Source organism: Pseudomonas pisciculturae (assembly GCF_015461805.1).
Classification (GTDB): Bacteria; Pseudomonadota; Gammaproteobacteria; order Pseudomonadales; family Pseudomonadaceae; genus Aquipseudomonas; species Aquipseudomonas pisciculturae.
Genome location: NZ_JACVZE010000004.1, coordinates 550049 through 571933, shown reverse-complemented (window position 1 = coordinate 571933; position 21885 = coordinate 550049). Strand labels below are relative to the sequence as shown.

21 protein-coding genes are annotated in these 21885 nt (G+C 60.4%); 18 read left to right on the top strand and 3 right to left on the bottom strand.

The window, feature by feature from the left end; translation table 11 throughout:
- Positions 1–14: 14 nt before the first annotated feature.
- On the top strand, positions 15–818 hold the full coding sequence (locus ICY20_RS14520; protein ID WP_194937785.1) for an IclR family transcriptional regulator: 804 nt from the start codon (positions 15–17) through the stop codon (positions 816–818).
- Here the strand turns inward: ICY20_RS14520 and ICY20_RS14515 are convergent, their stop codons facing one another.
- Positions 819–1871 (bottom strand): NAD(P)-dependent alcohol dehydrogenase, encoded by a 1053-nt coding sequence (locus tag ICY20_RS14515; protein ID WP_194937784.1) that lies wholly within the window; start codon positions 1869–1871, stop codon positions 819–821. It abuts the gene before it with no gap.
- Between the two features lie 181 nt (positions 1872–2052).
- Between ICY20_RS14515 and ICY20_RS14510 the strand changes: the two genes are divergently transcribed.
- Positions 2053–2946: an AraC family transcriptional regulator gene (locus ICY20_RS14510; protein ID WP_194937783.1), complete on the top strand. Its 894-nt coding sequence runs from the start codon at positions 2053–2055 to the stop codon at positions 2944–2946.
- Between the two features lie 181 nt (positions 2947–3127).
- Here the strand turns inward: ICY20_RS14510 and ICY20_RS14505 are convergent, their stop codons facing one another.
- Positions 3128–4792, bottom strand: coding sequence for an electron transfer flavoprotein-ubiquinone oxidoreductase (locus ICY20_RS14505; RefSeq protein ID WP_194937782.1), 1665 nt, complete (start codon positions 4790–4792; stop codon positions 3128–3130).
- 505 nt (positions 4793–5297) lie between these two features.
- Here ICY20_RS14505 and ICY20_RS14500 point away from each other — a divergent pair.
- The 14 genes from ICY20_RS14500 (at position 5298) to ICY20_RS14435 (ending at position 16881) form a co-directional block, all read left to right on the top strand.
- Positions 5298–6047, top strand: coding sequence for an electron transfer flavoprotein subunit beta/FixA family protein (locus ICY20_RS14500; RefSeq protein ID WP_032887429.1), 750 nt, complete (start codon positions 5298–5300; stop codon positions 6045–6047).
- Between the two features lie 2 nt (positions 6048–6049).
- Positions 6050–6979 carry an electron transfer flavoprotein subunit alpha/FixB family protein gene (locus ICY20_RS14495; protein ID WP_159961460.1) on the top strand — a complete coding sequence of 310 codons (930 nt, stop codon included), beginning with the start codon at positions 6050–6052 and terminating at the stop codon, positions 6977–6979.
- A gap of 84 nt (positions 6980–7063) precedes the next feature.
- The gene (locus ICY20_RS14490; protein WP_159961462.1) at positions 7064–7879 is read left to right on the top strand and encodes a substrate-binding periplasmic protein; all 816 of its coding nucleotides are present in this window, start codon (positions 7064–7066) and stop codon (positions 7877–7879) included.
- Positions 7880–7888: 9 nt separating this feature from the next.
- Positions 7889–8251 carry a DUF4398 domain-containing protein gene (locus ICY20_RS14485; protein ID WP_194937781.1) on the top strand — a complete coding sequence of 121 codons (363 nt, stop codon included), beginning with the start codon at positions 7889–7891 and terminating at the stop codon, positions 8249–8251.
- Positions 8248–9063 (top strand): OmpA family protein, encoded by an 816-nt coding sequence (locus ICY20_RS14480; RefSeq protein ID WP_194937780.1) that lies wholly within the window; start codon positions 8248–8250, stop codon positions 9061–9063. Before ICY20_RS14485 ends, ICY20_RS14480 begins: the two co-directional genes overlap by 4 nt.
- Before the next feature lie 270 nt (positions 9064–9333).
- A complete protein-coding gene (locus ICY20_RS14475; RefSeq protein WP_017739249.1) occupies positions 9334–10773 on the top strand; it encodes an aminotransferase-like domain-containing protein in 1440 nt (479 codons plus the stop codon).
- 104 nt (positions 10774–10877) lie between these two features.
- Positions 10878–11357 carry a translation initiation factor 2 gene (locus ICY20_RS14470; RefSeq protein WP_159958565.1) on the top strand — a complete coding sequence of 160 codons (480 nt, stop codon included), beginning with the start codon at positions 10878–10880 and terminating at the stop codon, positions 11355–11357.
- Between the two features lie 162 nt (positions 11358–11519).
- Positions 11520–11774, top strand: a complete 255-nt coding sequence (locus ICY20_RS14465) for a YkgJ family cysteine cluster protein (protein WP_159958563.1) — start codon at positions 11520–11522, stop codon at positions 11772–11774.
- Between the two features lie 41 nt (positions 11775–11815).
- Entirely contained in the window at positions 11816–12421 is a 606-nt protein-coding gene (locus tag ICY20_RS14460) for an START domain-containing protein (RefSeq protein WP_194937779.1), read from the top strand.
- A 103-nt stretch (positions 12422–12524) separates the two neighbouring features.
- Positions 12525–12761, top strand: coding sequence for a hypothetical protein (locus tag ICY20_RS14455; RefSeq protein WP_159958559.1), 237 nt, complete (start codon positions 12525–12527; stop codon positions 12759–12761).
- Between the two features lie 214 nt (positions 12762–12975).
- On the top strand, positions 12976–13317 hold the full coding sequence (locus tag ICY20_RS14450; RefSeq protein ID WP_025854181.1) for a ribonuclease E inhibitor RraB: 342 nt from the start codon (positions 12976–12978) through the stop codon (positions 13315–13317).
- A gap of 398 nt (positions 13318–13715) precedes the next feature.
- Complete coding sequence (locus tag ICY20_RS14445) at positions 13716–15125, top strand: circularly permuted type 2 ATP-grasp protein (RefSeq protein WP_159958557.1); 1410 nt, start codon at positions 13716–13718, stop codon at positions 15123–15125.
- Between the two features lie 5 nt (positions 15126–15130).
- Complete coding sequence (locus tag ICY20_RS14440) at positions 15131–16081, top strand: alpha-E domain-containing protein (protein WP_159958555.1); 951 nt, start codon at positions 15131–15133, stop codon at positions 16079–16081.
- A complete protein-coding gene (locus ICY20_RS14435; protein WP_194937778.1) occupies positions 16078–16881 on the top strand; it encodes a transglutaminase family protein in 804 nt (267 codons plus the stop codon). The genes ICY20_RS14440 and ICY20_RS14435 overlap by 4 nt, the downstream gene beginning before the upstream one ends.
- A 111-nt stretch (positions 16882–16992) precedes the next feature.
- On the opposite strand, the gene ICY20_RS14430 is transcribed toward ICY20_RS14435, so the two are convergent.
- Positions 16993–17799: a c-type cytochrome gene (locus ICY20_RS14430; RefSeq protein WP_194937777.1), complete on the bottom strand. Its 807-nt coding sequence runs from the start codon at positions 17797–17799 to the stop codon at positions 16993–16995.
- 658 nt (positions 17800–18457) lie between these two features.
- Here ICY20_RS14430 and ICY20_RS14425 point away from each other — a divergent pair.
- Both ICY20_RS14425 and ICY20_RS14420 read left to right on the top strand, forming a co-directional pair.
- A complete protein-coding gene (locus tag ICY20_RS14425; protein WP_194937776.1) occupies positions 18458–19663 on the top strand; it encodes an acetyl-CoA C-acetyltransferase in 1206 nt (401 codons plus the stop codon).
- Positions 19664–19679: 16 nt separating this feature from the next.
- Complete coding sequence (locus tag ICY20_RS14420) at positions 19680–21824, top strand: 3-hydroxyacyl-CoA dehydrogenase NAD-binding domain-containing protein (protein WP_194937775.1); 2145 nt, start codon at positions 19680–19682, stop codon at positions 21822–21824.
- Positions 21825–21885 lie beyond the last annotated feature (61 nt).

The following is a 21885-nucleotide window of genomic DNA, read 5'->3' as shown; positions in this document are numbered from 1 at the left end:
CCAATAGGCCCGATATGCAGGAAAACGCCCAACCCCTCGCCAAAGAATCCGCCCCCACCGGCACCCAAACCCTGCTGCGTGGCCTGGGCGTGGTGCAAGCGGTGGCGGCCGGTGCGCGCGATCTCAAAGAGATCGCCAAGCGCATCGGCACCACGCGCAGCACTACCCACCGCCTGGTCAGTTGCCTGGTGGACGAGCGTTACCTGCGCGTGGTGCCACAAGTCGGTTACCTGCTGGGGCCCAAGCTGATCGAGCTGGGCTTCCAGGCGCGGGAAGAATTGCCGTTGGTCACGCTGGCCATTCCTTATCTGGACGAACTGTCGGCACTGACCGGCGACACCATCCACCTGGCCATCCGCGAATACGACGACGTGCTGTACCTGCACAAGAACCCCGGCCGCAACGGCCCGGAAATGCGCTCGCGGGTCGGCCATCGTATGCCGCTGGCGCGCACGGGCATCGGCAAGGCGTTGTTGTTGGATGAGACGGTAGAAGAGTGGCAGCGTCTGTACGACGTCAGCCAACCGGCCGCCGGCAAAAGCCAGCAGTGGCCGCAGCACCTGGAACAGTCCTGGGCGCAGTTCGAGCAGCGCATGCACGAATACGTGGTGGGGGGCTTTGCGTTCGATCTGGAAGACAACGAACCGTCGATCCGCTGTGTGGCGGCACCGGTGCGCGATGCCAGCCGGCGAATCGTCGCCGGCATCAGCATCGCCAGTACCGTGCCCTACATGCCGCTGGAGAAAATGGCCGAGCTGATCCCTGTGATCAAACAGGTCGCAGCGCGGCTGTCAGCGGAGTTGGGCGCGAAGGCCTGATCAGGCCTTCAGGGTCGCCATGTCGATGACAAAGCGGTACTTCACGTCGCCGGCGATCATGCGGCTGTAGGCTTCGTTGATGTTGCGGATATCGAGCATTTCGATGTCGCAGCTGATGCCGTGCTCGGCGCAGAAATCCAGGACTTCCTGGGTTTCGGCAATGCCACCGATCAACGAGCCGGCCAGCACCTTACGGCCCATGATCAGCTTGGCGGCGTTCACCGGCGGGTCGACCGGCTCGATCAGGCCGACCAGGATGTGCACGCCGTCAAAGCGCAGCACGTCGAGGTAGGGGTTCAGGTCGTGCTGCACCGGGATGGTGTCCAGCAGGAAATCGAAGTGCCCGGCAGCAGCTTTCATCTGCTCGGCATCGGTCGACACGATCACATGATCAGCGCCCTGGCGACGGCCTTCTTCAGCCTTGCTCGCGGAGCGGGTGAACAGCGTCACTTCAGCGCCAATGGCCTTGGCCAGCTTGATGCCCATGTGGCCCAGGCCGCCCATGCCCAATACGCCAACTTTGTCGCCGGCCTTGATGCCGTAGTGCTTGATCGGCGAGTACATGGTCACACCTGCACACAGGATCGGCGCGGCGCTGGCCAGGTCGAGCTTGGCTGGGATCTTCACCACGAAGTGCTCGCTGACGACGATGCTGTCGGAGTAGCCGCCCATGGTGTTGCTGCCGTCTACGCGGTCCGGGGTGGCGTAGGTCATGGTCGGGCCTTCGAGGCAATATTGCTCCAGGTCCGCTTGGCATGCGTCGCAGTGGCGGCACGAATCCACCATGCAGCCCACACCCACCAGGTCGCCGACTTTATGCGCGGTGACGTTGGCGCCGACGGCGGTGACCTTGCCGACAATCTCATGGCCCGGCATCAGCGGGTACACGGCAATGCCCCATTCGTTGCGCGCCTGGTGGATATCGGAGTGGCATACGCCGCAGTAGAGAATCTCGATGGCCACATCGTCGACACGTGGGCTGCGGCGCTGGAACGACATGGGGGCGAGGGGAGTGGTGGCCGACTGGGCGGCATAACCGATGGCGGTGTACATGGCGGAACCTCGCAAAAACAATAACAAGAGAGGCGGCGCATTCTCCGCGCCGAGCCCTGATGCGGCCATGGCGATTGCTCCGAGTCTCATGCCTATTCGTCCGGCAGTGCCCTGAGTTTGGGTTTTTGTGCCGCCAGACCTGCGATGATGTTGTCATCCCTTTTTCGCGAAGTTTTTTGCCATGTTGTTGACCCGCCATCTCGACGCCAACGCCACGCTGGTGTCCTTGATCGAGGGGCTCACGCCCTGCGACGGTTTCTCGCCCACTCATCTGCCCGGGGTGAAGGTGTTGCGCGCCAGTTGCGATGTGGCGCGCGGGCCGCAGATCTACGAGCCAAGCCTGATGTTCGTGGCCCAGGGCAGCAAACTCGCCTACCTGGGCCCGCGTACGCTGGAGTACGGCGCCGGGCATTACCTGATCCAGGCGATGCCGGTGCCGTTTGAGTGCGAGACCTTTGCCATGGCGCCGGATGCGCCGCTCTACGGTGTAACGGTGGGTATCGACCGTGTGGTGCTGGGGGAATTGGTGATGGCCATGGGCATACAGGCCGGGCCGCCACCGACGGCGCAGACGTTGGAGTCGATGAGTTCGGTGGTGCTCGATGACGCGATGCGCGGTTGCGTCGAGCGGTTGTTGCAGTGCCTGCACGATCCGCTGGAAAGCCGGATCATGGGCCCGGCGCGGGTGCGTGAATTATTGTTCTGCGCGCTGCGCGGGCCGCAGGCGGATGTGTTGCGCGCCTTGGTGGAACAGCAAGGGCAGTTCTCGCGGATCGCCACGTCGTTGAGTCACCTGCATGCCCATTACGCCGAGCCGTTGAATATCGAGACGCTGGCCGGATATGCACATATGAGCGCGTCGACGTTCCATGAACATTTCAAACGCTGCACGTTGTTGTCGCCGGTGCAGTATCTGAAGCGGTTGCGGTTGTTGAAGGCCCAGCAGTTGCTGTTGGTGGAGGGCGTAGGTGTAGCGCAGGCGGCGCACAGTGTGGGGTATCAGAGTACGTCGCAGTTCAGTCGCGAGTACAAACGCTACTTTGAGCGCAGCCCCGGTGAAGAGCGGGTTGCATAATCATTCCAGGCAAAACACAGATCAAAATGTGGGAGGGGGCTTGCTCCCGATAGCGGTGGGTCAGCCAATATATTTGCAGCTGACACACCGCCATCGGGAGCAAGCCCCCTCCCACAGTTGATTGGTGGTGGCCATAAAAAAGGCTCCCATTTGGGAGCCTTTTTTTGTTCAAGCAGCTGGCTTACATATTCGGGTAAGTCGGCCCACCCGCGCCTTCCGGCGTGACCCACGTGATGTTCTGCGAAGGGTCCTTGATGTCACAGGTCTTGCAGTGCACGCAGTTCTGGGCGTTGATCTGGAAGCGCTTCTCGCCGTCTTCCTTAGTGATCACTTCATACACGCCAGCCGGGCAATAACGCTGCGCCGGTTCATCGTAGAGCGGCAGGTTGGTGCCGATCGGGATGCTTGGGTCTTTGAGCTTCAAGTGGCACGGCTGTTCTTCTTCATGGTTGGTGCTGGAGAGGAACACCGAGCTCAGCTTGTCGAAGCTCAGCTTGCCGTCGGGTTTTGGGTAATCGATCTTCTTGCTGTCCGTGGCGAGCTTCAAGCAGGCGTAGTCCGGCTTGGTGTCGTGCAAGGTGAACGGCATCTTGCCGCCCAGGATATTCTGGTCGAACCAGTTGAAGCCGGCGCCGATGATCGGGCCGAACTTGTGCATCGCCGGGCCGAAGTTGCGGGTGGCGAACAGTTCTTCGTAGAGCCAGCTCGATTTGAAGCTGTCGACGTAAGCAGTCAGTTCATCACCGCCTTCGGACTCGGCAAACAGACGGTCGGCCACGGCGTCGGCGGCGAGCATGCCGGACTTCATCGCGGTGTGGCTGCCCTTGATCTTGGCGAAGTTCAGGGTGCCGAGGTCGCAACCGATCAGCGCGCCACCGTTGAAGACCATCTTCGGCAGCGAGTTCAGGCCGCCTTTGCAGATGGCGCGGGCGCCGTAGCTGATGCGCTTGCCGCCTTCGAGGTACTGGGCCAGAACCGGGTGATGCTTGAGGCGCTGGAATTCATCGAACGGCGACAGGAAGGTGTTGCTGTAGGACAGGTCGACGATCAGGCCCACGACAACCTGGTTGTTTTCCAGGTGGTAGAGGAACGAGCCGCCAGTGTTCTCGGCGCTCATGATGTCCAGCGGCCAACCGGCGGTGTGCACCACCAGGCCTGGTTGATGCTTGGCCGGGTCGATTTCCCAGATTTCCTTGAGGCCGATGCCGTAGTGCTGGGCGTCGGCGTCGCTGTCCAGGTTGAAGCGCTGGATCAGTTGCTTGCCGATGTGGCCACGGCAACCTTCGGCGAACAGCGTGTACTTGCCGCGCAGTTCCATGCCTGGGGTGTACACGCCTTCTTTAGGGTTGCCTTCGCGGTCGACGCCGAGATCACCGGTGATAATCCCGCGCACCACGCCGTTCTCGTCGAACAGTGCTTCCTGGGCGGCGAAGCCTGGGTAGACTTCCACGCCGAGGTTCTCGGCCTGTTGGGCGAGCCAGCGGCACAGGTTGCCCAGGGAGATAATGTAGTTGCCTTCGTTGTGCATGGTCTTGGGCACAAAGAAGTCTGGAACCTTGGTGGAGGCTTCGGGGCTGCGCAGTACATAGATGTCATCGCGCACCACGGGGGTGTTGAGCGGGGCGCCGAGTTCTTTCCAGTTTGGGAACAACTCGTTCAGGGCGCGGGGTTCAAAAACCGCACCGGAGAGGATGTGCGCACCGACTTCGGAGCCTTTCTCGACCACGCAGACGCTGATTTCCTTACCGGCTTCGGCGGCCTTCTGCTTCAGTCGGCAGGCGGCAGACAGGCCCGCCGGGCCAGCGCCGACGATGACCACGTCGAATTCCATGTATTCGCGTTCCACAGGTTATCTCCTACTCAAGGCTCAACAGGCTTTTTTTCTAATGGGGTGGAGGTTTGGTGTCGTCTGGCGCCAAGGCCCGACCCACCTTTCTCTCTAGGTGGCGCATTATATATAGACCACTGTCAGCGTCCAATACAAACGTTTGTTTGAATTGCCCGCAGGCTAGGTAAATCAAAGCAACGCGGCTTATGACTGGCTATTTTGCCGTATTGACCAGAATAGGCGTTCCGGTCAATATACGGTCGGTTTTGCGCTTACCGTAGGCAGACAGCAGGTTTCAAGAGCACGTCCAAAAGCAAGACAGGTGACGCGCGCCACAACTCGGGCGCGCAGTTTACACGCTGCGATAAAGAATGACCTCTCAGTCACCACTGACGAATGGTCGTCATTTCCCGTGAGCAAGGTCGCCGCCTGCGTTTTTGGAGGTGCCCTTGTGTGCCGATGAGCATCAACCGCCAGGTTCGCCTAGGCGACTTTCTTTTCACCGGAGAGTAACGAGGAATCCATGAAGGTTCTTGTAGCTGTCAAACGCGTTGTCGATTACAACGTGAAAGTTCGCGTCAAGGCGGACAATTCCGGCGTCGATCTTGCTAACGTCAAGATGTCGATGAACCCTTTCTGTGAAATCGCTGTGGAAGAAGCCGTACGCCTGAAAGAGAAAGGCGTGGCAACTGAAATCGTCGTGGTTTCCATCGGCCCTACCACTGCCCAAGAGCAGCTGCGTACCGCCCTGGCCCTGGGCGCCGACCGCGCCATCCTGGTCGAGTCCGCCGAAGACCTGACCTCCCTGGCTGTGGCCAAGCTGCTCAAGGCTGTTGTCGACAAGGAACAGCCTCAGCTGGTGATCCTGGGCAAACAAGCCATCGACAGCGACAACAACCAGACGGGCCAGATGCTGGCTGCACTGACCGGTTACGGCCAGGGCACCTTCGCCTCCAAAGTTGAAGTGAGCGGCGACAGCGTAGCTGTCACCCGTGAAATCGACGGCGGCGCACAGACCGTTTCGTTGAAACTGCCGGCCATCGTCACCACCGACCTGCGTTTGAACGAGCCGCGCTACGCGTCCCTGCCAAACATCATGAAAGCCAAGAAGAAGCCTCTCGAAGTGCTGACCCCTGACGCTTTGGGCGTTTCCACCGCCTCCACCAACAAGACTGTAAAAGTTGAAGCACCGGCTGCACGCAGCGCGGGCATCAAGGTCAAGTCGGTGGCTGAACTGGTCGAGAAACTGAAAAACGAAGCGAAGGTGATCTGATCATGGCTATCCTCGTAATCGCCGAACACGACAACAAGGTTGTGGCCCCGGCCACCCTGAACACCGTGGCGGCTGCTGCCAAAATCGGTGGCGATATTCACGTGCTGGTAGCAGGTCAAGGCGCTGGCGCTGTAGCCGAAGCCGCTGCGAAAATCGCTGGCGTGAGCAAAGTACTGCTGGCCGATAACGCCGCGTACGCTCACCAACTGCCGGAAAACGTTGCGCCGCTGATCGCTGAGCTGGGTGCCGGCTACAGCCACATCCTGGCTGCCGCCACGTCCAACGGCAAAAACATCCTGCCACGCGTTGCCGCGCAGCTGGACGTTGACCAGATCTCCGAGATCGTTTCGGTTGAAAGCGCTGACACCTTCAAGCGCCCGATCTACGCCGGTAACGCCATTGCCACCGTGCAATCGACTGCCTCGGTAAAAGTCATCACCGTGCGTGCCACCGGTTTCGACCCGGTTGCCGCTGAAGGTGGTTCGGCTGCCGTTGAAGCTGTTGCAGCCGCTCACGACGCTGGCACGTCCAGCTTTGTTGGCGAAGAGCTGGCCAAGTCGGACCGCCCTGAGCTGACCGCTGCCAAGATCGTCGTTTCCGGCGGCCGTGGCATGCAGAACGGTGACAACTTCAAGCACCTGTACGCCCTGGCTGACAAGCTGGGCGCTGCGGTCGGCGCTTCCCGGGCGGCTGTCGACGCAGGTTTCGTACCCAACGACATGCAGGTCGGCCAGACCGGTAAAATCGTTGCGCCACAGCTGTACATCGCGGTCGGTATCTCCGGCGCGATCCAGCACTTGGCCGGTATGAAAGACTCCAAAGTGATCGTTGCGATCAACAAGGACGAAGAAGCACCGATCTTCCAGGTGGCCGATTACGGCCTGGTGGCGGACTTGTTCGAAGCCGTACCTGAGTTGGAGAAGCTGGTCTAATCCAGCCGCTTCACTTATAAAGAGCCCGGTCCTTGTGACCGGGTTTTTTTTGAGCCCTCTTTTTAAAAACCGGAGAGCTTCCCCATGGAATTGCGCCGCTGGACTGTACTGCTGGGCCTCACGTTGCTGCCAAGCCTGACGCTGGCCGCGGGCAAATGCGAGCGCCTGGTGATCACCGGCAGCCCGGACGCACCGCCTTTGCTCTGGCGCGACCCGCAAGACCCCACGCACCTGATCGGCGCCACCGCCGATGTGTTGCAACAAGTGGGCAAGGAGCTGGGCCTGAAAGTCGACTTGCTCTACGGCGGCAAGCGCTCCCTGGCCCTGGACGAAGTGCGCAGCGGGCGCATGGACATCCTCGCTGATGCACCGCTGAACCTGGGTGAGCTGGAAACCCTCGACTACATCCACCCGGCATTGGTACAGACCGATTACCTGGTGTGGACACGCAAGGACTCGGCGCTGGCCTACACCACGGCCGCCGACCTGCATGGCCATAAGGGCGCAGTCTCGGAACGTGCGCGCTTGAGTGCTGGTTTCGAGACCTTCGCCGGTCAGCAACTGAGCTTGCAACGCCTGCCGTCACTGACGCCGGCGTTCCAGAAACTGCTGCTGGGGGAAGTGGACTACGTGCTCGCCGGGCGATACTCCGGCATGGCCATGGCGCAAACCCTGGGCATGAGCAATGACCTGCTTGCACGGGAAGTGCCCATTGATCAACCGGGCCTGTACCTGGCGATTTCCCACAACTCCGCCTGCAATGACCCGTGGCTGCGCGGACAGCTGGCTAAAAAGATGACAGAATTGCCCACCTCCGGTGTGACGCAAGCCGCATTGCAGCGCAATCTGGAACGCTGGAAAGCGCAGTTGCAACAACCCGTCGGCACCCCAGCAAAGTAAGGATTTTCAGTGACTATTCGACCTCTTTTCGCGGCCCTCGCCGTTGTCGCTTTGGCGGGATGTGCCACCGATCCTGCGCCGAATGAACAAATGCGCCTCACCCAGCAAGCCTTGGAGCAAGCCAGCGCCGTGGGGGCAAATGCGGATGAATCGCCTGAGTTGAAAATGGCCGAGGCCAAATTCGCCCGCGCCAAGGGCAGCATGGCTGATGAGTCCTATAAGAACGCCCGCATGCGCGCCGAACAAGCCGAGCTCGACGCGCGCCTGGCTGAAGCCCAAGTGCTGACCCGCAAAAGCCAGGAACAACTCAACGTGCTCAACACCCGCATCACCCGCCTGCGCAAGCAACTTCAGTTGGGGGAAGCCCAATGAGCCCGTTTGTCCGTGGTCTGGGCTGTGCAATCGTGCTGGGTAGCGCGGCGTTGGGCGGTTGCGCCAGCCAGCAAACCAGTGAGCAGGCATTGCAGCAGGCCGGCAACGACTTCCAGAAGGTCAAGGAAGACGCCAATGTGCTGCGCTTTGCGCCCAAGGACGTGATTCGCGCCGGTGAATCCCTGGCCCGCGCCGACCGGCTGTCCACCTACTGGGGCAGTGGCAATGACGTGGCCCATTACGCTTACCTGAGCCAGCGCTACAGTGCGATTGCCCGTGAACACACTGAGCAAGCGCTGAATGCCGAACGCGGCACCAAGCTCGAACTGGAACGCCAACGCCTGCAACTGGCGCTGCGTGAGAGTAAGTTGAGCAGCGTTCAACAACAGGGCAAGTGGTTGGAAGAGCAGATCGCCAGCCTGACCACCACCCAGACCGATCGCGGCTTGGTGATGACCTTGGGCGATGTGTTGTTCGACACCGGTGAAGCCGAGCTGAAAAACTCGGCCAACCGCACCGTGCTGAAAATCGTACAGTTCCTGCAACTGAACCCCAAGCGCGTGGTGCGCATTGAGGGTTATGCCGACAATACTGGCGGTGAGCGCGAAAACGTCAAACTGTCCCGTGATCGTGCGCAATCGGTGGCGGATGTACTGGTGGACCTGGGGATCGATGAAAAGCGTATTCAGGTTGAAGGGTATGGCGACCAGTACCCGGTGGAAGCCAATGCTTCCGAGCGGGGCAGGGCGCAGAATCGTCGGGTAGAGATCGTCTTCTCTGACGAGAAGGGCCAACTGGGCGCCGCTCGCTAAAAGCCTGGCGCCGGTCAAAATGTGGGAGGGGGCTTGCCCCCGATATCGGTGGGTCAGCTACAGATGTGCTGACTGATACACCGCTATCGGGGGCAAGCCCCCTCCCACATTTGTAGTGTGTGTCTCTCAAATTCTGTTCATCACCCCTACAGTTTTTACTGTCACTCCCGCCCGCGCTCGACTATTGTGGCAACTGTCCCCGTACACTTCTAAACTGTGCCGGTATGTTTCACACAAAAATAAAATACCCGTGAAATCGAGTGCTGCGTCATGACCAATCTGTTGCTTTACCAACGTATCGCCCAGCAACTGGCTGAAGATATCCGGCGCGGTGTCTATCAACCGGGCGAGCGCGTGCCTTCGGTGCGCAAGATGAGCTCGCAGCTCAATGTGAGCCATGCCACGGTATTGCAGGCCTATGCCAACCTCGAAGACCAGGGGCTGATCCGGGCGCGGCCGCAGTCTGGCTACTACGTGCACCAGACGCCTGCACTCACGGCGCCGACGCCGGATATCGCGCGAGTAGAGCGCCCAGGGTTGGTCACCCGCAGCAGCATCATCCAGCAGGTATTGGTCGAATCGCGCCGCGAAGGCGTTTTCCCGTTGGGCGCCGCCGTGCCGAGTGTGGATTACTTGCCGGTGCGGGCACTGCATCAGCAGTTGGCCAAGGTCACGCGCTTCCAAAGCCCGCGGGCATTCAGCTACATGTTCAGCCCCGGTTTCGAGCCGTTGCGCCGCCAGGTGGCGATCCGCATGCGTGACGCGGGGGTGGTGGTCGACCCTTCCGAAGTGGTCATCACCCACGGTTGCGTCGACGCGTTGCAGATGTCGCTGCGGGTGCTGACCCGTCCTGGCGACCTGATTGCCGCTGAATCGCCGACCTATTATGGCTTGCTGCAACTGGCGGATTTGCTCGGCCTGAAAGTCATCGAAATCCCCAGCGACCCCGCCTCCGGCATGAGCCTGGAAGCCTTGCAACTGGCGGCTAACCAATGGTCGATCAAGGCGCTGGTACTGACCACGCGCCTGAGCAACCCTTTGGGCGGCACCATGCCCGAGGAGCGCCAGAAACAGCTGCTGCGCCTCGCGTCGGACTTCGACATCCAGATTGTCGAGGACGATATCTACGGCGAGCTGATGTTTGAAGTCGGCCGCACCAAGGCCCTCAAGGCTTATGACCGCCTGGACCGGGTCATCTATTGCTCAAGCTTCTCCAAGACCCTATCCCCGGGTGTGCGCATTGGTTGGATGATTGCCGGCAAGTACCAGCAGGAAATCCAGCGCTTGCAGATGTTCAGCACCCATTCGGCATGCAGCGTTACCCAGATGGGCGTCGCGGCCTACCTGGAAAACGGCGGCTACGACCGGCATCTGCGCTATATCCGCCAGGAATACCGCAAGAACCTCAACGCTTTTCAACTGGCGGTACAGCAGTATTTCCCCGAGGGCACCCAGATGACCCGTCCGAGTGGCGGCTTCATCCTGTGGGTCAGTTTGCCGGGGCGGGTCAATACCCAGGAACTGCACGTGCGTGCCCTTCAACAGGGCATCAGCATTGCGCCAGGGCTGATCTTCAGCAACACCGAGCAGTTCAACCACTGTATTCGCCTTAACTGCGGCACGCCCTGGAACCGTGAGGCAGAGCGGGCGCTGATGACATTGGGGATGCTGGCCAGCCAGTTGTGCCAGGAAACGGCCGCGGGCTTTTAAGCGTGGCATTTGGGATAACTCCGATAGCTGGCTAATCACCGCGCTTGTCATGCCGCGCACAACAAGCGAGCATATGGCCCTCTGCCGTTAATGCTGTAGGCGATATGATTTCTATTGTTCGCGCTGTTTTAGTGATTGGCCTGTTGAGCCTGTGTAACGTCGGCGCCGCGCTGGCGGCAACGCCTGTGACGGGCGCCAAGCCCGCCGCCAGCAGCGAGCAGACCAGCCCCGCGAACAAAACCACCCCAGCCAAGAAAGCCCCCGTCGCCAAGAAAAAATCAGCGGCCGTGAAGAAGCGCGCAACCAGCAAAGCCTCCCGTGAAGTCGCCCAGACCCAACTGCCACCCGCACAGTTGGACCTGTCTTTGCCCTCGGACATGGTCAGGCACTTGCAACCCCTGGGCACGGTGCCCAAACCCAAGAGCGTGCCCTTGTTGCCGCAGATGTTTGGCGAGAAGCCCACCGACAACAGTGCGTTTCAGATCAACGGCCGTTTGCTCAGCAATGAGATGAAGCTGCAACTGCGCAATGAAGAACGGCGGGATGTGGAAGGCGCGGCGCTGGAATTCGAGTTCAAGCAGTAAACTTTTCCCACAAACGTGACGTCGCTCTTTGACCATGTGTCGGAGACTGGTCGGTCATATTTGTTTTCTGCGAAAAACCCCTGTTAGACCATTTTAAAACGGCTGTTTAAGGGCGTACTCTAGCCCGGCCATCCCTATTGAGTCGTCGAGGACCTGCTGGTCATGAATTGCCGTGAAGGCTGTGGCGCCTGCTGCATCGCCCCCTCCATCAGTTCGCCCTTACCGGGAATGCCCCACGGCAAACCCGCGGGTGAGCGCTGCCTGCACCTGTCAGCCGAACAGTTGTGCCAGCTGTTTGGTCAACCGGAGCGCCCGGCGGTGTGCAGTGATTTCAAGGCGGATATCGACGTCTGCGGCACTGATCAGGCCGATGCGATCCGCTTGATCGGCTGGTGGGAACAGATGACGGCGGCTTGATGGGCTTTACTATTGGAACTTCAACAATAAGGAATACAACAATGGGTTCGCTGAAACGAATGGCTGTGTTGTGCGGTTTTACGGTGTTGTTTGCTGCCACTGCCCAGGCCGAGGATTGGCAGGTCGCCAAGGATGAAGACGGCATCAAGGTCTCCCTGAGCGAAGTGGCCGGCTCCAAGTACAAGGCGTATCGCGGCGTGACCATCATCAAGGCGCCGGTTGCCAGGATCCAGGCCCTTCAGGAAGACGTGGCCGGTGCATGCTCTTGGATTCACGAGTGCAAGTCCCAGAAACTCGTCGACAAAAAGGGCGACGAGGCGTGGACCTACACCCAGTTCAAGGCGCCGTTCCCGGTGACCGATCGTGACTCCTATATCCATGTCACCACTACCAAGAATGCCGATGGCAGCGTCACCCGCACATTGCAGGGTGTGCCGACCTATAAGCCTGAAGAAAAAGGCTACGTGCGGGTCGCTCAGGTTGAAGGTTTCTGGAAGCTGGTGCCCAAGGGCGACAACCTCACCGAAGTCACTTACCAGGTGCACACCGAGCCTGGCGGCAGCGTGCCGTCGTGGTTGGCCAACAAGTTTGTGGTGGACGCGCCGTTCAACACCTTGAAAGCCCTCAAGGATCACGCTGAAAAGTAAGTGCAACTGATCAGGTGCCTCAGGCCTTGAGTGGAACGTTTCGCGAACCCTCAAGGTCCAGATAGAGGTAAGCCCACACACGGGTTTTATCGAGGAGGCACCGATGCAAACGTGGCAAATTACCTTCGTTGATGATCATGGCGAAAAAGCCGTGGAACAGGTGACCTGCGATCAAAAGCCCAGCCTCGAAGACGCTGCGCATATGATCCGCAACAAACTGGTGCCTGTTGCCGCCGAACTCGACCTCAATGACCTTGAGGGCCGCAAGCCCGAGCCTACGGTCAAGATCCTCAAAGACCAAAACAGTATTCAAATCCTCGACATCTCGCCTGCCGTTTGAACATTCTCTGTCAGCCTGTAAAAGCGCCTCTGGTGGAGGTGAAAGCTTCGCGCTACTCTGCAATCGAGATCAGCGAATGAATCGCTAAGGTCTGGTCTTGTCAGCTACATGCTTGTCTCCCGGCGGTGAATTGCTCGCCGCAGTTCCCGCGCTGTTACAGCGCGGGGTCCGGGACGCACGGAAAGTCTATCCATCGGTTAGAGGAGCACTTTTCATGAGCACAGCCTATCAAGAAGACATCAGCACCAATGTACTGCGCCGCATGAAAGAAGGCGGTTTCGACTTCTCACGTTTCCACCCCATTGAGTTCTACGCCATTTTCCCGGATGAGGAGCGGGCGCGTAGGGCTGCGGGTGAGTTTCGTGGGGAATCCCTGAACGCCCAGGTCAGCGCGCGCGACGATGGCGCCTGGTACCTGGAACTGAGCAAAATCATGTTCGCCACCTACGACGGCATAGGAGACTTCGAGCAAGACTTTGGGGCGGTGGTCGAGCCGCTGGGCGGGATCATCGAAGGTTGGGGCGTCAAGCAGGAGGTGCGTGGTTTACCCATGTAGCCGTATGAGAACCACAGCGTATCGGCTGACCTTTGGGTCGGCCGATTTTGTTTGTGCTGTGGGAAAAATATTCTGAACTTGCGCGCTATTTTTTAGCACCAAAAAAAAGCCACCCGACGAGGGTGGCCTAAAGGGAAGAGCATTGCGCTGAAGGAGCAGTTCAGCCGATGAGCGCGATTATCCGCAGGCTCGGCCGGGCAGTGAAATCAACTCTGGCTATGCTGTTGATAGTCAAAGCCCGCTTTACGATGAAGCGTGCGACAGGACAGCGGGCATTCTGCGCACCAGGACGGTGCGATTGGTTTTCCGTGGTTATTTAACTCACTGATTTTTAAGTGTTTATGCCGCTGGCACGGGCCTTGCGATGGTTCTAGCGCCCGGGTGACAAGGAGTTCGGCATGATCCGCACTTATTACGACGAAATGTACGATGGGGCAGGGCAGGTCCGCCCCCATTACCGCGAGTTCGCCCGCTGGTTGGCCGAAACCCCGCCTGAACTGCTGGCTCAGCGTCGGCGTGAAGCCGATTTGCTGTTTCACCGCGCCGGAATCACGTTCACCCTGTACGGCGACGAGCAGGGCACCGAGCGGTTGATTCCCTTCGACACCATCCCGCGCAGCATTCCGGCCAGCGAGTGGCGGGTTGTCGAACGAGGCTGCATTCAACGGGTCAAGGCACTGAACATGTTTCTCGCCGACCTGTATCACGAACAGCGCATCATCAAGGCCGGGATCATTCCCGCCGAGCAGGTGCTGGCCAACGAGCAATACCAGTTGGCGATGCAGGGCCTGAATTTGCATCGCGACCTGTATTCCCACGTCTCCGGCGTCGACCTCGTACGCGATGGCGATGGCACCTACTACGTGCTGGAAGACAATCTTCGTACGCCGAGCGGCGTGAGCTACATGCTCGAAGACCGCAAGATGATGATGCGCTTGTTCCCCGAACTGTTCGCCGCCCAGCGCATCGCACCGATCGACCACTACCCCAACCTGCTGCTCGATACCCTCAAAAGCTCCAGCCCTTTGGATAACCCCAGCGTGGTGGTGCTGACCCCTGGCCGCTTCAACAGCGCGTTCTTTGAACATGCCTTCCTCGCCCGGGAAATGGGCGTGGAGTTGGTGGAAGGCGCCGACCTGTTCGTGCGCGACGACCGCGTGTTCATGCGTACCACCGACGGCCCCAAGGCTGTGGACGTGATCTACCGCCGCCTCGACGATGCGTTCCTCGACCCGCTGGCCTTCAACCCAGACTCCATGCTCGGCGTGCCCGGCCTGCTCGCCGCCTATCGCTGCGGCAACGTGGTGTTGGCCAACGCCATCGGCACGGGGGTAGCGGATGACAAGTCGGTGTACCCATTCGTCACCGAGATGATCCGTTTTTACCTGGATGAGGAGCCGATTCTGAAGAACGTTCCCACCTTCCAGTGCCGCAAGCCTGACGAACTGTCCCACGTACTGGCCAACCTGCCGGACCTGGTGGTGAAGGAGACCCAAGGCTCCGGCGGCTACGGCATGCTCGTGGGCCCGGCGTCCACGGTGGCAGAAATCGAAGCCTTCCGTGCCCGTATCAAGGCCAAGCCCCACGCGTATATCGCCCAGCCGACCCTGTGTTTGTCCACCTGCCCGACCTTTGTCGAAAACGGCATCGCACCGCGCCATATCGACCTGCGCCCGTTCGTGTTGTCCGGCAAGGAAACCCGCGTGGTGCCTGGCGGTTTGACCCGTGTGGCGCTGCGCGAGGGCTCGTTGGTGGTCAACTCGTCCCAGGGCGGCGGCACCAAAGACACCTGGGTGGTAGAGGACTGAATGCCATGTTGAGTAGAACTGCCTCGGATTTGTACTGGATGTCGCGCTACCTGGAACGCGCAGAAAACCTCGCGCGTATGCTCGATGTCAGTTATTCGCTGTCGTTGATGCCCCAGGACGGGCGTGGCGATGGCCTGCACGAACTGGCCATGCCGCTGTTGATCACCGGCACCCTGGATGATTACCTCGAACGCCATGGCGAATTGCACGCCGAACGCTTGCTGCACTTTTTTGCCCTGGACGCAGCCAACCCGGCCAGTATCTACAGCTGCCTCGGTGCGGCGCGGGCCAGTGCCCATGCGGTGCGTGGGCGGATTACCGCCGACATGTGGGAAAACATCAACGCCACCTGGCTGGATATTCGCGATATCGCCCAGCAGGGCCTTAGCCGTTACGGCATGAGCCGGTTCTGTGAGTGGGTCAAGGAGCGCTCCCATCTGTTTCGCGGCGCCACCTACGGCACCATCATGCGCAACGATGCGTTTCGGTTTATTCGCCTGGGCACCTTTATCGAGCGCGCCGATAACACCCTGCGGTTGTTGGACGCCCGCTACGAAATGGCCGGCGACCGTGCCGAAGCCGTCACCGATGGCACGGCCCACGCCTACTATCAGTGGAGCGCCTTGTTGCGTGCGCTGTCGTCGTTCGAGGCCTACACCGAGATTTATCGCGATGCGCCCGGCGCCCGGCAAGTCGCCGAGTTGCTGCTGCTGCGCGCCGATGTGCCGCGCTCGCTGCGGGCCTGCAGTGAAGAAATCGATCAGATTCTCTCTAGCCTGCCTGGCCTAAACGGCCGGCCGGCCCAGCGCCTGGCCGCCGAGATGGATGCGCGCCTGCGCTTTACCGCGATCGATGAAATTCTCGAGGAAGGCCTGCACGCCTGGCTGACCGACTTTATCCCCTTGGTGCGCCAGTTGGGCGACGCCATCTACAGTTCCTACCTGGAGGCCGCATGAGACTCTCCATCAGCCACGAAACCACCTACCACTACGACGACCAGGTGCGCGCCAGCATTCAGTACCTGCGCCTCACGCCCCACGACAGCGAGCGTCAGCATGTACTCAGTTGGCAGCTTGACCTGCCTCGCCCGGTACGCGCGCAGGTGGACCCGTTCGGCAACATCCTGCATGTGCTGACCATGGACGAACCCCACGACGCCATCATCATTGGCGCCCGCGGCCAGGTGGATATCGATGAGCTGCGCGAGGCCGAACATGAGACTCAGTCGGCCTTCCCGTTTTTGCGCAGTACGCGCCTGACCGAGCCCGACGAGGCCCTGCGTCGGTTTGCCCTGGAGCACTGCCATCAACGTCGCGACCGTACGGCCTTGATCGACCTGATGCACGCGCTTAACCAAGCGATGGTCTACACCCCCGGCGCTACCGAAGTCGATACCAGCGCCATTGAGGCCTTCGCCGGGGGGGCGGGCGTGTGCCAGGACCACACCCACGCGTTCCTGGCCTGCGCCCGCAGCCTGGGGGTTGCGGCGCGGTATGTGTCGGGTTATCTGTACAGCGAAGACAGCGAGCACCTGGCCAGCCATGCGTGGGCCGAAGCTTGGCTGGACGGCGCCTGGTACAGCTTTGATGTCACCAACCAACTGGCACGCCCGGAGCGGCATTTGAAACTGGCGGTGGGTTTGGATTATCTGGATGCCTGCCCGGTGCGGGGCATGCGCCGTGGCGGCGGGCATGAGCAGATGCATGCCAAGGTGTTTGTGGCGCCGACGCCGGTTATTTCCGTGCAGCAGCAATAAGCTAATGTGGGAGGGGGCTTGCTCCCGATAGCGGTGTGTCAGATACAGGTTTGCAAGCTGATACTCCGCTATCGGGAGCAAGCCCCCTCCCACATTAGATCTGCGCACACCTCAGGGTTGTGGTTTACGCCCGGCCATATGCTTCAAATACCCCACCAACATATCCAGCTCATTGTCCGGTAAAACGCTGGCCTCAAACGCCGGCATCTTCGCCTGTGGCCAATGCCGCAAACTCTGCGGATCGCGGATATAACGCTTGAGGAAATCCCCGCCGAAATACTCGGTGGGGTTATAAGGAATATTCAAGTCCGGCCCCACCTGTGCATCCCCCGCACCATTAAGGCGATGGCACGCCAGGCAGTTCTTCTGAAACAGCGCAAAGCCTTGGTTGATCGGGTCATTCGCCGCCAGTTTCGAGTCGGGCAACAGTGCCGGAAAACGCTCGGCCACCGTCTTTAACTGCTTGATCCCGGACATCTGGAAGGGCCACTGCTCCGGGCTGATCGGCCCGGCTTGCGGGTTGGTCCACACCAGGTAAAACGGCCCGGCACTCGCTTTGCCCTCGGCCAGCGCTGGCCACGGGTGCGCCGGGTCTTCCACCGCCAGCCAGGCGCGGGCGCCGGTTTTTTGCAGCAAGGGAGCGGCCGTGAGTTCGGCGGCGAACCCATCCAGGGCAACGGCTTGCAGGTGGCTCTCTGGGGCAAGGCCCGGTAGGAGGGTGGCCAGTGGCACTGCGCGATAGGTCATGGTGCGCTTGTAGGAGACGTCATCAACGATCTGCACGGTTTGCGCATCCGGATGCGCGAGCAACTCGGCGGTCTGCCAGGTCTTGCGGACATGGTCCAGTTCGACGGTGAGTGGCGCCGCACAAACCGGCAGGGTGATCAGTAGCGCGAGCAGGGCGGGGATCGATTTCAAGAAGACAGCCCGATGCAAAATGGCGATGGGGTCACGATACCGCAAAACTACGCGCAAAAAGCACGCGCAAAAAGACAGCCCCTGCAGGACCGCTATGCGCAATGTCCCGGCAGGTGCTGCCAAAAGCTGCAGTCCTGATGCTGTGAGAGCACGGAATGTGAGGGTTGAGGGGTCACCCAATAACCTTGGTTAAGTTGGGTAAGATCAGAATCAGTGTGGTGGCGAAGAGAATAAGTCCCGCCTGACGAACTTTCGTATGCTTGAACATGGCTGACTGCCTTTTGTTGTTATTCCTGAGCGTCAAATGCGTGCCGGTCAATTTCAGTATCGCGATGTGACGTGACACTTTTCTTACGGTTGCTCCAGCAAAACCCGGCAGCAACTTCCTACTGATTCAACCTTAGAGCCCTCGTTCTTCGTGGCTTAGATCCATTTCATATCAGCTAATCAATATTCGCGCTAAAAAAGGCATGAGGCCTAACGCCATCTTGGCGCCAGCCCCTTGGCTAGACAGCTAAAACGATTAATCCGTCAGCGCCATCGAGTGCCTACCGTTCGTCCGAGCGAGGGGGTCAAAAGCAATGAGCGTATCCGTCATTGAAACCGTGTCAATCGGGCCTAAGGTAAGGGCACACACCCACAGCGGTTCGAGGACATCATGACCCAAGCGTTGATCTTTGATGCGATACGCACGCCCCGCGGCAAAGGCAAAGCCGACGGCGCCTTGCACAGCGTCAAGCCGGTAAACCTGGTGGCCGGGCTGCTTACCGCGCTGGCCAGGCGCAGCGACCTCGACACCCAGCAAGTGGATGACATCGTGCTTGGCTGCGTCACCCCCGTGGGCGACCAGGGCGCCGATATCGCCAAGACCGCAGCGCTCGTGGCGGACTGGGACGTCAGCGTCGCCGGCGTGCAGGTCAACCGCTTCTGCGCCTCAGGCCTGGAGGCCGTCAACCTCGGCGCGATGAAAGTGCGTTCCGGTTTTGAAGACCTGGTGGTGGTGGGTGGCGTCGAGTCCATGTCCCGCGTGCCCATGGGCAGCGACGGCGGCGCCTGGGTACTCGACCCGCAAACCAACCTGCACAGCCACTTCACGCCCCAGGGCATCGGTGCAGACCTGATCGCCACGCTCGAAGGCTTCACCCGTGAGGACGTAGACAGGTTCGCCCTACAGTCCCAGCAGAAAGCAGCCAGGGCCCGTGACGACGGTTCCTTCAACAAATCGCTGATCGCGGTGCAGGACCAGAACGGTATTGTGCTGCTCGACCACGACGAATTTATTCGCGGTGATTCCACGCTGGAAGGCCTGGGTAAGCTCAAGCCCAGCTTTGAAATGATGGGGCAAATGGGCTTCGATGCGACCGCGTTGCGGGTGTATAGCTATGTGGAGCGCATCCACCATGTGCACACGCCAGGCAACAGTTCCGGGATTGTCGACGGTGCGGCGCTGATGTTGATCGGCTCAGAGGCCAAGGGCCGCGAATTGGGCCTGCAACCGCGGGCGCGCATTGTGGCCACGGCGGTGACCAGCACCGACCCCACCATCATGCTCACCGGCCCCGGGCCGGCGACGCGCAAGGCCCTGGTCAAGGCCGGCCTGCGGGTGGAGGACATCGACCTGTTTGAAGTCAACGAAGCGTTTGCTTCTGTAGTCCTTAAATTCATCAAGGACATGGGCATCGACGCCGGCCGGGTCAACGTCAACGGCGGTTCCATCGCCATGGGCCACCCGTTGGGCGCTACCGGCTGCGCCATCCTCGGCACCCTGCTCGATGAGCTGGAGGCGCGTCAGCAGCGCTACGGCCTGGCCACCCTATGTGTGGGCGGTGGGATGGGTATCGCCACGATTATTGAACGCCTCTGAGCCCAAGGAATTTGTCATGACCCAAGCCATTCGTTACGAAAAAGGCCAGGACCAGATCGTCGTGCTGACCCTCGACATGCCCGGCCAGAGCGCCAATACCATGAACGGCGTTTACCGCGAAGCCATGGCCGCCACGGTTGCGCGCCTGGAGGCGGAGAGGGACAGCATTACCGGTGTGGTGATCACCTCGGCTAAAAAGACGTTTTTCGCCGGCGGCGACCTCAATGAGCTGATCAAGGTCGACCAGGCCCATGCCAAGGCTTTCTACGACAGCGTTCTGGTATTGAAGGCGCAGTTGCGTCGCCTGGAAACCCTCGGCAAACCCGTGGTGGCCGCCATCAACGGCGCGGCCTTGGGCGGCGGCTGGGAGATTTGCCTGGCCTGTCATTATCGGGTGGCGCTGGGCGATACCGCAGTGCAGCTCGGCCTGCCGGAAGTGACCCTGGGCCTGCTGCCGGGTGGCGGCGGGGTGGTGCGCATGGTGCGTCTGCTGGGGCTGGAAAAGGCGTTGCCGTACTTGCTGGAAGGCAAAAAAATCCGCCCTCAACAGGCGTTGCAGGCCGGGCTGATCGACGCGTTGGCGACCAACCGCGATGAGCTGCTGGCTAAATCCCGTGCCTGGATTCTGGCCAATCCCGAGGCCAGGCAGCCTTGGGACAACAAGGGTTATTCGATCCCTGGCGGTACGCCTTCCAGCCCGAAAGTCGCGCAGATGCTCGCCATCGCTCCGTCGATCTTGCGTAGCAAAACCAATGGCTGTTTCCCCGCCCCGGAAAAAATCCTCTGCGCGGCCGTCGAAGGCGCCCAGGTGGATTTCGACACGGCGCACCTGATCGAGACCCGATACTTCACTGAGTTGGTGACGGGGCAGGTGGCGAAAAACATGATCGGCACCTTCTGGTTCCAGCTCAATGAAATCAACGCCGGCAGCTCGCGCCCGCAGGGCTTCGCGCCCTATTTCACCCGCAAGGTCGGCGTGCTGGGCGCCGGCATGATGGGGGCGGGGATCGCCTACGTCAGCGCCTTTGCGGGTATCGAAGTGGTGCTCAAGGACATCAATCTGGCGGCCGCCGAGAAGGGCAAGGCCCATTCGATGACGCTGCTGGAGAAAAAGGTCAGCCGGGGGCAATTGGCCGCCGAACAGCGGGAAACCATCCTGGCGCGGATTCACCCTACGGCGTCCGACGCCGACCTGGCCGGTTGCGACCTGATCATCGAAGCCGTGTTTGAAGACCGCGAGCTCAAGGCCAAGGTGTCGGCCGCAGCACATCTCGTGGTCGGCGCCGATGCGGTGATCGCGTCCAACACCTCAACCCTGCCCATCAGCGGGCTGGCCAAGGCAGTGCCGGATGCCACCAAATTTATTGGGCTGCATTTCTTCAGCCCGGTGGACAAGATGCCGCTGGTGGAGATCATCAAGGGTGCGCAGACGTCAGACGAAACCCTGGCACGAGGTTTTGACTTCGTACTGCAAATCAGGAAAACCCCGATTGTGGTCAACGACAGTCGCGGCTTCTTCACGTCGCGGGTGTTTGGCACATTCACCAACGAAGGCATCGCGATGCTCGGCGAAGGCGTGGCGGCGGCCATGATCGAGACCGAAGCGCGCAAGGCCGGCATGCCGGTGGGCCCGTTGGCGGTGTCGGACGAGGTGTCCCTCAGCCTCATGAGTCATATCCGACAGCAAACGGCGAAGGATCTACAAGCGCAAGGGAAGGCGCTGGCGAACCATCCGGCGACAGCGGTGATCGATCTGTTGGTGAACGAGTACAAGCGCACCGGCAAGGCGGCGGGCGGTGGTTTTTACGAGTATCCCGTTGGCGGTCAAAAGCACCTGTGGCCTGAACTGAAAAGCCGTTTTGAACGACCTGATCAACGTATTTCGCCACAGGATGTGCGCGATCGTCTGCTGTTTATCCAGGCCATCGAAACCGTGCGGTGCGTGGAGGAGGGCGTGCTGATGTCCACGGCCGATGCCAACGTGGGCTCGATCTTCGGCATCGGCTTTGCCGCATGGAGTGGCGGCGCGTTGCAGTTTATCAACCAGTACGGTTTGAATGACTTCATTGCCCGTGCTCGTTACCTGTCGGAGCAGTATGGCGAGCGGTTCACGCCGCCGGCGTTGTTGCTGGAAAAAGCCGCGCAAGGTGCTAGTTTCTAGCGAATAGGCGAACTGGCAGGGCTTGCCTTGGAGGGGTGTTTCAAGGCAGGCTCTGGGGTGT

Bases quoted from the DNA above. Each gene is read 5' to 3' on its own strand.
- ICY20_RS14520 (WP_194937785.1), top strand. From the start codon at position 15: ATGCAGGAAAACGCCCAACCCCTCGCCAAAGAATCCGCCCCCACCGGC.
- ICY20_RS14515 (WP_194937784.1), bottom strand. From the start codon at position 1,871: ATGTACACCGCCATCGGTTATGCCGCCCAGTCGGCCACCACTCCCCTC.
- ICY20_RS14510 (WP_194937783.1), top strand. From the start codon at position 2,053: ATGTTGTTGACCCGCCATCTCGACGCCAACGCCACGCTGGTGTCCTTG.
- ICY20_RS14500 (WP_032887429.1), top strand. From the start codon at position 5,298: ATGAAGGTTCTTGTAGCTGTCAAACGCGTTGTCGATTACAACGTGAAA.
- ICY20_RS14495 (WP_159961460.1), top strand. From the start codon at position 6,050: ATGGCTATCCTCGTAATCGCCGAACACGACAACAAGGTTGTGGCCCCG.
- ICY20_RS14490 (WP_159961462.1), top strand. From the start codon at position 7,064: ATGGAATTGCGCCGCTGGACTGTACTGCTGGGCCTCACGTTGCTGCCA.
- ICY20_RS14480 (WP_194937780.1), top strand. From the start codon at position 8,248: ATGAGCCCGTTTGTCCGTGGTCTGGGCTGTGCAATCGTGCTGGGTAGC.
- ICY20_RS14475 (WP_017739249.1), top strand. From the start codon at position 9,334: ATGACCAATCTGTTGCTTTACCAACGTATCGCCCAGCAACTGGCTGAA.
- ICY20_RS14470 (WP_159958565.1), top strand. From the start codon at position 10,878: ATGATTTCTATTGTTCGCGCTGTTTTAGTGATTGGCCTGTTGAGCCTG.
- ICY20_RS14465 (WP_159958563.1), top strand. From the start codon at position 11,520: ATGAATTGCCGTGAAGGCTGTGGCGCCTGCTGCATCGCCCCCTCCATC.
- ICY20_RS14460 (WP_194937779.1), top strand. From the start codon at position 11,816: ATGGGTTCGCTGAAACGAATGGCTGTGTTGTGCGGTTTTACGGTGTTG.
- ICY20_RS14455 (WP_159958559.1), top strand. From the start codon at position 12,525: ATGCAAACGTGGCAAATTACCTTCGTTGATGATCATGGCGAAAAAGCC.
- ICY20_RS14450 (WP_025854181.1), top strand. From the start codon at position 12,976: ATGAGCACAGCCTATCAAGAAGACATCAGCACCAATGTACTGCGCCGC.
- ICY20_RS14445 (WP_159958557.1), top strand. From the start codon at position 13,716: ATGATCCGCACTTATTACGACGAAATGTACGATGGGGCAGGGCAGGTC.
- ICY20_RS14440 (WP_159958555.1), top strand. From the start codon at position 15,131: ATGTTGAGTAGAACTGCCTCGGATTTGTACTGGATGTCGCGCTACCTG.
- ICY20_RS14435 (WP_194937778.1), top strand. From the start codon at position 16,078: ATGAGACTCTCCATCAGCCACGAAACCACCTACCACTACGACGACCAG.
- ICY20_RS14425 (WP_194937776.1), top strand. From the start codon at position 18,458: ATGACCCAAGCGTTGATCTTTGATGCGATACGCACGCCCCGCGGCAAA.
- ICY20_RS14420 (WP_194937775.1), top strand. From the start codon at position 19,680: ATGACCCAAGCCATTCGTTACGAAAAAGGCCAGGACCAGATCGTCGTG.